At 46.8% G+C, this 14,848-nt stretch carries 10 protein-coding genes; 7 read left to right on the top strand and 3 right to left on the bottom strand.

The genetic code is table 11. The features are described from left to right. Window positions 1-89 precede the first annotated feature (89 nt). From KH172YL63_RS20250 to manA, 3 genes are read left to right on the top strand one after another with little or no spacing between them, the layout of a single operon-like run. The gene (locus KH172YL63_RS20250; protein ID WP_269475177.1) at window positions 90-956 is read left to right on the top strand and encodes an ROK family protein; all 867 of its coding nucleotides are present in this window, start codon (window positions 90-92) and stop codon (window positions 954-956) included. Next, on the top strand, window positions 953-2,053 hold the full coding sequence (locus tag KH172YL63_RS21675) for a glycosyltransferase (RefSeq protein WP_232066069.1): 1,101 nt from the start codon (window positions 953-955) through the stop codon (window positions 2,051-2,053). The genes KH172YL63_RS20250 and KH172YL63_RS21675 overlap by 4 nt, the downstream gene beginning before the upstream one ends. Before the next feature lie 9 nt (window positions 2,054-2,062). After that, window positions 2,063-3,010 (top strand): mannose-6-phosphate isomerase, class I, encoded by a 948-nt coding sequence (gene manA / locus KH172YL63_RS21670; RefSeq protein ID WP_232066068.1) that lies wholly within the window; start codon window positions 2,063-2,065, stop codon window positions 3,008-3,010. A gap of 133 nt (window positions 3,011-3,143) precedes the next feature. On the opposite strand, the gene KH172YL63_RS20240 is transcribed toward manA, so the two are convergent. Beyond that, window positions 3,144-3,887, bottom strand: coding sequence for a MurR/RpiR family transcriptional regulator (locus KH172YL63_RS20240; RefSeq protein ID WP_173107768.1), 744 nt, complete (start codon window positions 3,885-3,887; stop codon window positions 3,144-3,146). Window positions 3,888-4,082: 195 nt separating this feature from the next. Between KH172YL63_RS20240 and KH172YL63_RS20235 the strand changes: the two genes are divergently transcribed. The 4 genes from KH172YL63_RS20235 (at window position 4,083) to KH172YL63_RS20220 (ending at window position 11,637) form a co-directional block, all read left to right on the top strand. Beyond that, window positions 4,083-6,035: a fructose-specific PTS transporter subunit EIIC gene (locus tag KH172YL63_RS20235; protein ID WP_173107767.1), complete on the top strand. Its 1,953-nt coding sequence runs from the start codon at window positions 4,083-4,085 to the stop codon at window positions 6,033-6,035. A 66-nt stretch (window positions 6,036-6,101) separates the two neighbouring features. Beyond that, window positions 6,102-8,741, top strand: coding sequence for a glycoside hydrolase family 38 N-terminal domain-containing protein (locus KH172YL63_RS20230; RefSeq protein WP_173107766.1), 2,640 nt, complete (start codon window positions 6,102-6,104; stop codon window positions 8,739-8,741). Between the two features lie 12 nt (window positions 8,742-8,753). Then, window positions 8,754-10,442, top strand: coding sequence for an alpha-amylase family glycosyl hydrolase (locus KH172YL63_RS20225; protein WP_173107765.1), 1,689 nt, complete (start codon window positions 8,754-8,756; stop codon window positions 10,440-10,442). A 67-nt stretch (window positions 10,443-10,509) separates the two neighbouring features. Beyond that, window positions 10,510-11,637 (top strand): glycerate kinase family protein, encoded by a 1,128-nt coding sequence (locus KH172YL63_RS20220; protein ID WP_173107764.1) that lies wholly within the window; start codon window positions 10,510-10,512, stop codon window positions 11,635-11,637. 82 nt (window positions 11,638-11,719) lie between these two features. On the opposite strand, the gene KH172YL63_RS20215 is transcribed toward KH172YL63_RS20220, so the two are convergent. Further along, window positions 11,720-13,213, bottom strand: a complete 1,494-nt coding sequence (locus KH172YL63_RS20215) for a glycoside hydrolase family 32 protein (RefSeq protein WP_173107763.1) — start codon at window positions 13,211-13,213, stop codon at window positions 11,720-11,722. Window positions 13,214-13,361: 148 nt separating this feature from the next. Then, the gene (locus tag KH172YL63_RS20210; protein ID WP_173107762.1) at window positions 13,362-14,759 is read right to left on the bottom strand and encodes a sucrose-specific PTS transporter subunit IIBC; all 1,398 of its coding nucleotides are present in this window, start codon (window positions 14,757-14,759) and stop codon (window positions 13,362-13,364) included. Between the last annotated feature and the right edge of the window lie 89 nt (window positions 14,760-14,848).

The raw sequence follows: 14,848 nt of genomic DNA, 5'->3' as shown, positions 1-14,848 counted from the left end.
TGGCCTTTTTTCGTAGTGGAATGCATTCGTGAGAAATTGAATGATAGAATGATATTTAGAGACATTTCTAGTTGAAAGGATGGATGGATATGATCATTGGAGCAATTGAAGCGGGAGGCACAAAGTTCGTCTGTGGAATCGGTAACGAGTCGGGAGAAATCCTCGAGCGGGTCACCATCCCCACCACCACCCCAAGTGAGACGTTAAAACAGGTCGTGGATTTCTTTGAAGGGAAGAATATAGAAAGATTAAGTGTAGGTTCTTTCGGCCCCGTCGACCTTGATCCGGAGAGTGAGGGTTACGGGTCGATCACGAGTACACCAAAACCCCATTGGAGCCACTTCAATCTTGTTGGAGAATTAAAGAAGCACTTCTCCGTACCCGTGGCATTCGATACTGATGTAAACGCTGCGGCCCTCGGCGAGAGTACATGGGGAGCGGCCAAGGGACTGGACAGCTGTCTTTATATGACAGTCGGTACAGGAATTGGGGTCGGATCGTTAACAGAAGGTAAACTGGTCCACGGACTGACTCACCCTGAAATGGGACATATCGTGGTCAGACGACACCCTGAGGATCCATACGCCGGAAAGTGCCCATACCACGGTGACTGTTTGGAAGGAATGGCAGCCGGTCCGGCCATTGAAGCGAGATGGGGGAAGAAAGCGATTGATCTCGTGGACGACACAAAAGTATGGGAAATCGAAGCCTATTACCTAGCACAGGCAATCACCAACTACATCCTGATCCTATCGCCGAAGAAAGTCATCCTTGGCGGCGGGGTGATGAACCAGAAACAATTGTTTCCCCTCATTAGGGAACAGGTGACGGCAATGTTGGGCGGGTATGTCCATCATAAGCAGATCCTTGAAGACATCGACTCTTATATCGTTCCGCCGGGACTTGGTGACAATGCGGGGCTGGTTGGGTCGTTGGGATTGGCTTTATCAAAGTGAGTGTAAAAAAGAATGGTATCATCAAAATTGCTTATTACATCTCTGATTATGGGTATGGTCATGCTACGAGAAGTTCTGCTGTCATACAAGGGCTTCTAGATACCATTAATCGAGTTGAAATCACCTTGCGTCATTCCTTTGCCATGCCTTTTCTGAGAGCGAACTTTCGAGATGAACGGGTCATATTCCGGCACATGGAAACAGATTTAGGCTATTTCCTAAAGAAAGATTCTTTGGAGCCGGATAGGGATCGTTTAAATAGAGAATATGATTCTTTTATCAAGCAATGGGATGAGAAGGTAGAGGATGAAGTTTCTTTTCTTCAAGATCAACAGATTGATTTAATCCTATCTGATATCGTACCGACAGCCTTTCCAGCTGCAAAAAAGGCCGGGATTCCTTCCATCGGGATTTCAAACTTCACTTGGTATACGGCCTATGAAGGATTGATCAGTGAAGAAAAGTTGGCCCCGTTAAAAAAAGCATATGGCAGCATGGATGCTTTCTTCTCGTTGGCCGGTGAGAACGAGCCACCTTGGACTACAGAAAAGCGGTCTTTTGATTTCTTTTCACGGAGGATAGATGAACAGGAAGTGCATAGGATTCGCCAAATGCTGAATCCTGACGGGGATAAAGTATTGGTATATGCCGGGCTGGGCATGAAGATTACGCACGATTCTCTTGATGGGGTGGGTTTATGGGATCAGGAGGACGTGATTTTCATTGTGTCTTCCAACATGAACATTTCAAAGGGGAATGTTTTTCATATTCCTCAAGATTATCTTGATTCACAGAACTTCATCGCTGCAGCAGATCTTGCGATAACAAAGGCGGGATGGGGTTCGATCAGTGAAGCAGTTATTGGGGAAACACCACTATTGATCATCGACCGTCAGTCAATGAAAGAAGACCAGAATACCATTTTCTTCTTGAAAGATCTGGATTTATGTAAGACAATCAGTTGGGAAGAGTTACAAAGTCTAAAGATTAATAAAAAGGTAATCAATGAGTATAAGCATCATGTACAAAAGAATCATTTAAATGAGATTGTTGATCGTATCAACGACATCATCGTACATAGAATAAACGAAATATAGGAGGCTACCATGAACCAACCACTATTTCTACAACCCGTATTCCAGGAACGAATCTGGGGAGGCACTGCCCTGAAGGACCAGTTCAACTACGATATCCCATCTGACATAACAGGGGAATGCTGGGCGATCTCAGGTCATCCGAACGGACAAAGTACAGTCATCAATGGGGAGTTCACAGGTAAGACAATCGGTGAGCTTTGGAATGAGCATCGTGAATTGTTTGGAAACCATCCGTCCCCGGTGTTCCCGTTATTGACGAAAATATTGGATGCGAACGCAGATTTGTCTGTGCAGGTTCATCCGAATGATGCCTACGCGAAGGAACATGAAAATGGAGAATTGGGTAAAACCGAGTGCTGGTATATCATCGATTGTGACGAAGATGCGGAAATGATCTTCGGACACAGCGCCCAGTCGAAGGAAGAGTTTGTTTCGATGATTGAAAAAGGTGAGTGGAATGACCTGCTCCGCCGCATCCCGGTGAAGCCTGGTGATTTCTTCTACGTCCCAAGCGGTACGATTCACGCATTGTGCAAAGGGACACTGGTACTGGAAACACAGCAAAGCTCCGATACGACATATCGCGTATATGACTATGACCGCAAGGATGCTGAAGGAAATACACGTGAGCTTCACATCGGAAAATCGATAGAAGTGACGACGATCCCCCACAAAGCCGAAGCGGTAGAACCGGTCGTGGAAAAACGTGAAGGATTGGAAGCCACGACGTTTGTGGAAGCAGAATACTTCACTGTTTATAAGTGGAAAGTGGATGGACATGCCTCATTTGTACAGGACCAGCCTTTTCAGCTCGGGAGTGTCCTGACAGGGAACGGTGTCCTGAAAATCCACGGGGAAGAGTATGCCCTGAGTAAAGGAGATCATTTCATCCTGCCGGAGGATGTAGAAACATTTGAGATTGAAGGACAAGTTGAATTGATTGTTTCACATGTGTGATGTGGATGAATAAAAGCGAGAAGCTTCCTGGACACGGGAAGCTTCTCGCTTTTTTGCATTTAACCAAACGTTTAATTAACATCTTTGAACGCTTCTACTAAAGGTATGATTCATCTAAACAGTTGTTTAATCCTCACTTCATCACTTTCTTCAAATAAAACTCGAAAATCAAATCAATCAAGATCACCATCGTAGATCTTGGTGTCAAATCATAGCCGGCAAACTGTACTTTCTGTACATCGGCACTGATCGCATTCCGGGTGATCTTCGCCAGCGTACTGTCGGCTGAATTGGTGATCGAGAGGGAGTCTGCATGTTTGTAGCGGATTTTCTCCGCTGCCCCGACAATGGTCTTCGTTTCTCCGCTGGAGGAGATGAAGACGATGAGGTCGTCCTGTTGTACCATGTTGGGAAGCAGGTCGATGATATGAGATTCATATACATAAGACGTCGGTTTATTCACCTGCATGAACAGTTTGCTGAAGTACTCCCCGACCATCTTCGTCAAGCCGACGGCCACAATCATGACGCGGTTCGCCTGTAATAATTGCTGACTGATCTTCTCCAATTCTTCTACCCGCAGGGATGCCAGTGTTGCATTCGTATCCTGACGGTAACGCTCCAGCATATTCTCAGCCGGTCCCACATTTTCATCCATGCTCTTCAGGTGGAACTTGAATTCAGAGAATCCGCTGAGTCCAAGCTTGTGGCACATGCGGATGATGGTGGTTGTGCTGACGCTGTTGCTTTCGGCCATTGAGGTCAATGACTGATTCTTCGCCGTTTCCAGGCTTTCCTCTACATAATAAAGAACATGCTTTTCTGCGTATGTAAGTTCCCCGATATAAGGTGAAAACCGATCCAATACTTTCCCCATATAGACTCCTTTGTAAACCGTTTCATCGTTTATAATCTCATTATATCATTGATTGCAAGACAATTTTAGCGCATCCGGCTTATGAGAAGGCTTTCATTATGTACAATTATACGCTGGATGTACAAAAGACGCGTTTTTTCTATGATATAAATACATTGTAAGGGATTTCAGAGAACATATAGAGAGGTGAACCTCATGGAATTAAGAAAAATGACAGATGAACAGCTAGTCATATTTGATCGTACATCAACCTCTAAGCAAGAGATTCTTGAAACGCTTGTAGATGCGTTGGATAAACAGGGTGTTTTAACATCTAAAGAAGCGTTTATGCAGGCAGTGCTCGAGAGGGAGAAGATTTCCCCAACGGGATTAGAGGCAGGGCTTGCCATCCCCCACGGGAAAAGCAAAGCCGTAAAGAAAGCACAATTTGCCGTTGCGAGACTGCAAAAAGGAATAGATACATGGGAAAGCATCGATCCTGAGAATCACGTCGAGCTTGTATTCCTGCTGGCCATTCCCGATGGTGAGGCAGGGTCCACTCATTTGAGCATCCTTTCTGAATTAAGCACCAGGTTAATGGATAAAGCGTTCATCGATCGTCTGATGGCTGCTACTTCACCAAGTGAGTTTCTGACAGCGCTTGACGGTCAGAGAGTAAAAGAAGACGCACCTCAAGAATATACAAAAACCGTCCTTGCCATCACAGCGTGTGCGGCGGGAATCGCCCATACATATATGTCGGCAGAGGCACTTGAGAAAGCGGGGCGCGAATTGGGTGTCCGGGTCCTCACAGAGAAACAGGGTGCGAACGGGATTGAAGACGAGCACCGTGGAAAGATTTTAAAAGAAGCAGATGCGGTTGTGTTTGCGACAGACATTGCCCCTAAGAATAAAGAGCGCTTCGCAGGCAAGCCGTATGTACAGACCCGTGTGGCAGAACCGTTGAAGCATGCGAAGGATATCATCAACCGGGCGTTGACGAATCCTGATGGAACCGTAACAGGTGACAGCAGTGAAGAAGAGATGTCGACGGGTGGAAGTAAGCAAGGTCTTATGTCGGAGATCACCCAGGCAGTCATGACCGGAATTTCATATATGATTCCCGTCCTCGTGGCAGCGGGTCTCATGATGGGGATCGCAAAGCTTGTCGCCATGCCGCTTGGGCTTGTTGACACCATCAATGATGTGAAATACGCCACCCATTCAAATGAACTGTTAGTCATCCTTCATTATTTGGATAAATTCGGTGGAATGATCTTTAAATTCATGTATCCGATCTTCGGTGCTTTCGTTGCCTATGCAATAGCAGACCGGGTTGGACTTGTTTCCGGGTTTATCGGGGGTGTATTTGCTGCAGGACTTCACTACACGTTCTGGGGAATTGAAGGAGGAATTCCATCTGGTTTCCTCGGCGCATTGATTCTCGGACTAACCGCAGGATATGTGTCAAAATTCTTAAATGAAAAAATCAAGCTGAATAAAAATCTGATTGCAATGAAGCCGATGCTCATCATTCCGGCGATCTCGGTCTTATCGATTTTCTTCCTGAATTTCTACATTGTCGATCCTGTCTTCGGGGGATTGAATGCCCTTCTGAGTGAATGGATCACAGCAGCGCAAGGCGCAGGAAACGTCGTGCTCGCGAGCATCATCGCTGCAGCCACTGCATTCGACCTTGGCGGTCCGATCAATAAGGCGGCAGGTGCCATCGCAATCGGGCTGGCGGCGGATCAAATTTATCCACTGACGCCAAGGGTGCTGGCGATTGTCATCCCGCCGATCGGGCTTGGACTGGCAACGGTCATTGATAAATATGTTGTAGGTCGCAGAGTGTTCGATGCGAACCTGCGGGTGGCAGGGAATACGTCATTATTGCTTGGATTCATCGCCATCAGTGAGGGTGCGATTCCATTCATGCTCCGGAATCCGCTCATCACGATTCCGATAAACATCATCGGTGCGATACTGGGTGCCGTGACGGCAGTGCTGCTCGGTGCAGTCCAATGGTATCCGCTTCCTGCCATCTGGGGATGGCCTCTTGTGGAAAATGTGTGGGCATACTTGCTCGGGCTGGCGGTCGGAACGCTGTTCATTGCATTCTCTAACATCTTTATCCGCTTCGCACTATTGAAAAAGAACGAAAAATAATCATATAAAGGGGGCCGGATCTTCATTGACCCGGAACCCTTTACCTATTATTTGGAGGGAACATCCATGAAAAAGCGTGTATACGTCGTACCCCATTCCCATTGGGATCGGGAGTGGTACTTCACTATAGAAGATTCGAACATCTTATTGGCGGAAAATCTTGATCACCTCATAAATGTCCTTGAAACAGACGGAGACTATACGGGTTATGTATTCGACGCCCAGGCAAGTATTGTAGAAGAGTATGTAAAAGTCCGCCCTGAAAACAGAGACCGTTTAGGTCAGCTTGTGGAAGAGAAGAAGCTCTTTATCGGTCCATGGTATACGCAGACAGATTCCTTGCTTGTGAATAAAGAGTCGATCATTCGCAACCTGCTTTACGGTACGAAGATTTCAAAAAGCTATGGCCACAGCATGAATTGTGGTTATCTGCCGGATATCTTCGGTCAGAATCAGTATCTGCCTTCCATATTCCAGGGATTCGGCATAGACAACAGTGTCCTTCAGCGGGGGATCTACACCGATCAGCTGAAAGGGGATGTGAACTTTAAATGGAAATCTCCTGACGGCGTCACGGTTCATGCCAACAATCTTTATTTCGGGTATGGTCCGGGGAAATTCCTTGAAGCTTCAGAGGAGTATAAAGAGGAGCGGTTGTATCCGATCCTGGAGAAGCTCGCAGATTTGAATCAGAATAGTGATCACCTCCTCCTTCCTGCTGGAGGCGATCAGGTACTCGTCCGTGAGCATTTCCCTGAGACGATCAAGAAATTGAATGAGGGCTCGGAAGAATATGAGTTTGTCCTTTCAGACTACGAGACCTTTATGCAGGATGCGTGGGAAAACAGTGACAAGTTCACCAACATCATAGAAGGCGAACTGACTGCGACACAGAAATCCCGCATTCACAATACGATTCGTTCTCAGCGTTATGATATTAAAAAGTTGAATTATGAAGTGGAACATAAAATACTGAATGTACTTGAACCGTTGGCCGTCATTGCTCAATCAGCCGGCCTCCGTTATCCGCAGGCATGGCTGGACGGAATGTGGAAAGAACTCTTTGATGTCCATGCCCATGACAGCATCGGTGGCTGTAACTCTGACGACACGAATTCTGCTATCGTTCAACGCCTTGAAAAGGTGGATCGTATGGCAGACGGACTTCTGAATATCTTGAAGAAACAGATGACGGAAGCAATCAGCCATAAGCTTGGCACAGATTCCATCTTTGTCTTCTTCAATACGGACGCTGCAGTCTTTTCAGGTACAGTGGAAGCTGTACTGTTTACGAAATCCCGGCACTTCAAATTGAAAAAACTCAGTGGTGAGACCGTGAATATGGAAGCCGTCGATCAGGAGTATATCAGCGGCGGTAAGAAGATTGTTGTGACTGCAGAAGGGGAGAAACAGGTAGAGGTACCTGGATATTACCGGACCGTCATCATGGCAGAATTAAACGAAGTTTCCGGATTGGGATACGAAGCATACATCGTGGAAGAAACCAGCGATCCGATGGGGAAAGTGGAAGAGAGCAGGAATCCGTCGATTGAAAATGAACATGTAAAAGTAGAATTCATCGAAGGGAATGTAACCCTGACTGAAAAGCATAACGGGACTAAGATAACGGATTTGATACGTTTTGAGGATGTTGGCGATGCCGGGGACTCCTATGACTTTTCGCCGTTGGAAGGTGATCAGCCATTATGGTTGGAAGGTGGAGAACTGGTATCAGTTGACACAGGTGCACTTTCGCAGAAGATCGTCATGAAGCATGAGCGATTCGTACCCGGAAACTTGACCGAGCGTCAGTCGGGAACAAACAGTGAACCGTTGGTGATCCTTACCACTATAGAATTGCGAAAGAACGAACGTCTGGTCCGTATGAAGCATACGATCGAGAATAAAGTGGAAGATCATCGGGTACGTGTCATGCTGAATACTGGAGCGGGGCAGCCGGAGACAACCTTCGCCGATCAGGGGTTTGGGCTGATTGAGCGGAGCGTGGACAATCCGTATATGAAGGATTGGAAGGGTAATGGATTTGCTGAAGCCCCCGTACCGATCTACTCTCTCGAAAATTTTGCCGGGGTATGTGGTGAAGCGCATACCTTCGCTGCCATTACACGGGGGATGAAAGAGTATGAAGTGATGGGAGATACCGGTGAACTGGCGCTGACGCTATTTAGAAGCGTTGGATTATTGGGGAAAGACGACTTGGCTTGGCGTCCTGGACGAGCCTCGGGCATTAATAATAAGGTGGTTTATACACCTGATGCACAAATGAAACAAAAGATGACATTCGAATATGCGCTTTACGCAGGGCCTGTAGAACCGGCAGGAATATTTAACATAACCGACCGCTATATCGGTCGTCATGCAGGCTATCAGAAACAAAGCTTGAACACCTTTGAAGAGAGACTCGAGCGATTTGAAATTCCATATCCGCTCAAGGAAATGGAGGGTGCTGCAACATTCGTGCAGATTGATCATCCTTCCATTTTCATGAGTACTTGTAAGCGGGCGTATGATGATTCTTCTGTTGTCATCCGATTATTCAACCCGACTGAATCTGTTCAAACGTGTACAGTACAACATGGCTTTGAAGAGATTTCCATCACGAACCTGGCGGAAGAATGGCAGCAAGAGGCAGGCAGTGAAATTGATATTCTTCCTAAAAGCCATCTCACGATCAAACTATCATAAGCAGGTGATATCATGACGAAGCAACAAGTATTACAAAGCGTAGAATCCAAATTGCGTAACATCTATGGTCAAGATTATAAAGAAGCGTTCATGGAAACGTTTGAGGAGCTTTTCGATAAGTGGGAAGCTCACTCATTCCAGAAGGCTGCACCTGTCTCGGAAGAAAATGTGTACCTCATCACTTACGGAGACAGCATATACGAAGAAGGAAAGCAGACGCTTTCGTCTCTTCATACATTTTTAAATGAGCGGGTGAAGGGGGCAATCACCGATGTCCACTTATTGCCGATGTTCCCTTATACATCAGATGATGGTTTTTCGGTCGTGAATTATCGGGAAGTGGATTCGAAGCTTGGGGACTGGGCGGATATTGAAGAGCTTTCTGACGATTATCGGCTGATGTTCGATTTTGTGGCGAATCACATCTCGAAATCGAGTCGGTGGTTTCAAGGCTATTTGAATGGGGACCCAACCTATAAAGATTATTTCATCGAGAAGGATGACACTTTTGACCACAGTCAGGTCGTTCGTCCCCGCACTTCACCGCTGTATCATGAATATGAGGGGAAAGACGGAGTGAAGACGACCTGGACGACTTTTAGTGAGGATCAGGTTGACTTGAACTTCCGCCACTTTCCCGTGTTAGTGGAAACGACCGATATTTTACTTGAGTATGCAAGCAGGGGCGGGACAAGCATCCGCCTCGATGCCATCGGGTTCATTTGGAAGGAGTCCGGCACCTCCTCCATTCATTTGCCGGAGGCTCATGAAATCATCAAGCTATGGCGGGATGTCATGAATTTCTTCAAGCCGCATACACAGATCATCACGGAAACAAATGTCCCTCATAAAGAAAATATCAGCTACTTCGGGGATGGAAATGATGAGGCCAATATGGTGTATCAATTCTCCTTGCCGCCGTTGGTGTTGTTTTCACTCACCACGCATAATGGAGAGAAGTTATCAGAGTGGGCAAGGACGATTGATACAGTGTCTTCTGATGCCACCTACTTTAACTTCCTGGCCAGTCATGATGGCATCGGGATGCGTCCGACCGAAGGGATTTTATCAGAGGAAGAGAAGCAGCTGCTCGTGGATAAGGTGATGGAAAACGGCGGGCGGGTCTCATATAAAGCGAATCCTGATGGCAGTCAGTCCGTCTATGAGCTCAATATCAATTATTCAGCTGCCTTGGTGAATAAAGGCGAGGATGAGACAGAGGAGCTTGAAGTGAAGAAGATGCTGGCCGCACATGCCATTCTATTATCGTTTGTAGGGGTTCCTGCTATTTATTATCACTCTTTACTTGGCTCTCATAATGATGAAGCCGGGGTGGAAGCATCCGGGATCAACAGGCGAATCAATCGGGAGAAGCTGGAGTTAGGGACAGTGATGGAGGAATTAGAACAGAATTCCCGAAGAAAAGGGATCTTTGAAGGATTAAAGGACATGATTGCAGTCCGTCAGAAGGAGTCGGCTTTTTCTCCTTATGCAGGTCAGGAAGTATTGGAATTGGGACCTCGGTTATTTGGGCTGGTCCGAAGTAATCAGGAGACCAGTGAGCAGATCACGTTTGTAGTCAACTTAGCTGCTGCTTCAACCGAAGCGACGCTTCCTCATTCTGGTGTAGATGTGTTGAGTGGTAAGACAGTCGAGGGAAAAGTAGCGTTGCGTCCATATGAGTTCATGTGGATAAAATAAATGATATCTATTAGGTGCCAGTGGCTCAAAGAGGCTTCTGGCACCTTTTCATAGGAGGGTGTGTACAATGAGATTTCTGATCGCGTCTGATTCCTTTAAGGATTCATTATCTGCCTTTGACGTGGGTGAGGCGGCTCGTGAGGGGATTCTTTCAGCAATGCCTGTTGCCCATGTAGTAAATGCTCCGATGGCAGACGGGGGAGAGGGGACACTCGATGCATTGCTGGATTCCATGGATGGACAAGAGCGTGAAGTTGAGGTGAAAGATCCTTTAATGAATACAATCCGTGCCAAATATGTGATTCTGCATGAGCGTACGGCGTTTATTGAAAGTGCCAGAAGCAGTGGTCTTCCCCTTGTCCCATTCGAAAAGAGAAATCCGTTGCGGACCAATACATATGGATTGGGCGAACAGATTAAGGACGCAGTGTTGAATGGCTATCGTGATATTGTGATTTCCCTCGGTGGAAGTGCGACGAATGATGGAGGCGTGGGAATGCTCCAGGCGTTGGGGTGGACATTCTATGACGTGGACGGGAAAGAAGTCGGGCCGGCAGGAAATCCATTGCTGAAGATAGGATCTTTCTCAGAGCGTGATCGTCTCCCGGAGCTAAACCAATGCTCGTTCACGATTGCCAGTGATGTGACGAATCCGTTCCATGGTGAGGATGGTGCTGCGCGTATTTATGGAAAACAAAAAGGGGGAACGGCTGAAGGGATCGAGGAGCTCGATGCGGCGATGGTTCGGCTGGCGGCCTTGTTCAAGGAGAAGTATGGGATAGACGTTCAAGAAGTCCCCGGTTCAGGCGCTGCAGGAGGACTTGGGGGAGGAATCTTAGCGGCATTGAATGGTGTCCTTCAATCTGGCGTCGATACAATGATCGAACTGACTGGATTGGAAGAAAAGGTCATGAAATCGGATATCATCATAACAGGTGAAGGGAGCCTGGATCAGCAGTCGCTCATGGGGAAAGTACCTGTAGGCGTTGCGAAGCTGGCCAAGAAACACAACAAGAAGGTGATCGGCATTGCAGGCCGTATTGATACAGAATTGGCAGAGGTGAATCGTTACCTTGATGCCGTCTTCTCGATTCAGACAGAGTGCCGATCACTCGAAGAAGCATTAAGGAGCGACGTGACAGAGAAGCAGATTCGGGTGACGGTCGAACAGATTGTGCGGCTGCTCGGAATATGAGCAGGTCACGGTGCTTGTGCCGTGAAGAAAGGTCCGTCCCTCATCGCATTAAAGCGATGAGGGACGGACCTTTCTCTTTCCCTTACAGGGACCCATTCTTTAGTTCGTGTATGCGATAGCTGGCGGTAACTTTCTGCTTTGAGAACAGTTTGATCCCTGTTGATTCTTTCTTTGGGAAGACTCTTGTTGTAAAGACCGTTTCCCCGTCATTGATGAAGATTTCAGCGATGCTGTGGTCGATGATCGCCTGGATCTTTACCGTGTTCTCCCATTCGAGCTTGGCACTTCGGGTAAATCCATGCTCCGATCTTAGCTCAGCGTCGAACCTTTCCCGATTTAACGTAACCGATTGTGTGGAACGGTTAAATTCCAGGAGGAGTCCTTCCGTTTCGGATGAAAAGAGTTCCAGTCCGAACGATTCGGATGCTTTACAGTCAATCGTCATTTCCATCTCATATTGATTGGACGTTGATGAAAGGTGAACACTGTCAGTATCAACTGTCACTTCTCCGGGACAGGACTGTTTTCTAAGCTGTTTCAGCGCATTCGCGGGTTTTTGAAGCAGCGTGTTGTTTACAATCGAAAGTTCCCGGGGGATCGTCAGGGAGTGGGCCCAACCTTCTTCGTCAGTGGGATAGTCGGTTTCGCCCATCCCTGCCCACCCGAAGAGAAGGCGTTCGTCATGTTTCCCATTGAACGTCTGCGGAGCATAAAAATCAAAACCTTTGTCCACTTCCTGATAATTGATCACTTGATATTCAAGGTTTTCGATATCTAGCGTCCCAACTGCATAAATCACGTTGAACAAGTTTTGATACGCGTGTTCCCCTGCGTCCAAACCTTGCGGGGAGACTACAAGTACCCCTTGACCATTGATTTCAAAGTAATCGGGACATTCGAGCATATAACAGGATGCTGGGAGGTCGAGATCCAATTTCAATTCACCTTTTAGCCCCCAATTCAACGCGTCGGTTGATTCATACACGAGAATAGTCCCTGTTAAATCGGTTCTTTGTGCGCCTAACAACATATAATAATGATCGTTTTTCTTAAACACTTTCGGGTCGCGGACATGGCCGGTATACCCTTCCGGAACCCCGTCAATGATTGGGTTTTGCTCATACTTCCGGATGTTTCCTTGTTTATCCATGATCGCAAGACACTGAGTGGCCGAGCGATCTTCTGATTTAGGGCTGTATTTAATATTCCCCGTATAGTAAAGGTATAGCTCGTCGTTCATTTCGAGAGACGCGCCGGAATAGGCACCGTGGGATTCGTACGCTTCCTCAGGCACGAGCGCGACAGGCTGTCGCTCCCAGTTCACTAAATCAACTGATTTTACATGTGCCCAATGCTTCATCCCATGAATGGCCCCAAACGGATACCATTGATAGAAGACATGGAATGCGCCGTTGAAATAAGCGAGGCCGTTTGGATCGTTCAACAGGCCGGAGCTTGGGAAGATATGAAAAGACGGCTTCCATTTGGAGGCTTGCAGCTTATCCCGAAGTGCATCTAATTCATTTTCTTCCGCTTCATGAAGAGTGCGATATTTTGGTTCAGTAAATTTAGCCATAAAAGCATTCATCCTTTCGTCTTCTATATTGATTCGATGATTGATCGGACTGGTGTCCCTTCCCGCTGACCTCATCCTAATCGTAAAGGGGGTAAAAAAAGAAAGCAGGAAAGTGAGGGACACTTGCCTGCTTCAGTTTTCATGAAAGTTATTGTTCAAGCTCTTTCTTGTCTGAATATCCAAACATCCAGGTAAGGGCGAATGCGACCCCGATGGAGACAAGGTTAATCAAGATATAAAGCAGGACTTGTCCATTTAAATACAGAAGTGTACCTGGGATAACGGTAATCGCCATCCCGGTTGCTTTCAATCCAAGGATGGAAGCAAGGAATCCACCTGCCGCTCCCCCGATGAGGGCCATGATGAACGGCTTCCCGTAGCGCAGGTTCACCCCGAAGATTGCAGGTTCTGTAATACCTAAGAACGCTGAAAGGGAAGAAGGCAGAGCCAGTGCTTTCAGCTTTTTGGACTTTGTCTTTAGACCAACCGCCAACGCTGCTCCTCCTTGTGCTGCAATAGAACAGGTGATGATGGCATTATATGGATTGTTACCGAATTTCGCAAGCAGCTGAATTTCCAGCAAGTTAAAGATATGATGAATACCAGTCACTACGATGATTTGGTTGAGACCGCCGATAATCAGGCCGCTGATTCCGAATGGCCAATCGAGAACCGCAATGGTACCGTCTAGAATAATGTTTTCAAGACTGTGGAAAACAGGTCCGATTACAAACAGGGCTAATGTAATCATGATCAGTAATGTTAGAAACGGCGTGATAATTAAATCAAGCGCTTCTGGTGTACGTTTTCGTATTTGCTGTTCAAGCTTGGCCCCGAGAATACCTGCGATGAACGCCGGCAGGACAGAACCTTGATATCCTACGACAGGAATGAATCCGAGAAACTCAAGTGGCTGTACATCTCCGCCGGCTACCCCCCATGCATTTGGAAGGGATGGACTGACGAGCATTAACCCGAGGACCATGCCGACAATCGGCGTCCCGCCGAATACTCTGAACGTTGACCAGGCGACAAGCGCAGGTAAGAATATAAATGCAGTATCTGTCAGGATCTGGGTAAATAGAATGAAGTTTTGTGAAATATCGTCAGGTGTCATACCGAAAAGAGCTAAGATTTGTTCTTGTAGGACGAGGCCACGGAAACCCATGAACAGACCGGTTGCCACAAGCACAGGAATGATCGGGACAAAAACATCTCCGAAAGTCCGGATTGCCCGTTGTAAGGCGTTTCCGCTCTTGACTGCTTCTTTTGACTGCTCAGCCTTCGTAGATCCAGTCACCCCTAGTTTTCTCACTTCTTCATAAATCCGGTTGACCGTTCCTGTTCCGAAAATAACCTGATACTGACCGGAGTTAAAAAAAGCTCCCTTTACTTTATCCGTATTTTCTACAGCGGACTGATCGATTTGTTCCTTATCTTTAATCATGATCCGCAGACGGGTCGCACAGTGTGCAACGGAAAGAATATTATCATTACCGCCGACTGCGGCAATGATATTTTCAGCGATTTTTCTGTTCTCAGACATCTTTTTCTCCTCCTCATTCACATGTGTAATCGATTACACATAGTGTAAAAATAAAAGTATCAGCAATGAATGCTCATACAAACGTACTT

The sequence above is a fragment of the Bacillus sp. KH172YL63 genome (assembly GCF_011398925.1).
GTDB lineage: Bacteria > Bacillota > Bacilli > Bacillales > Bacillaceae_B > Rossellomorea.
The sequence above is the reverse complement of the archived record's forward strand: the minus strand, read 5'-3'. Positions and strand labels throughout refer to the sequence as shown.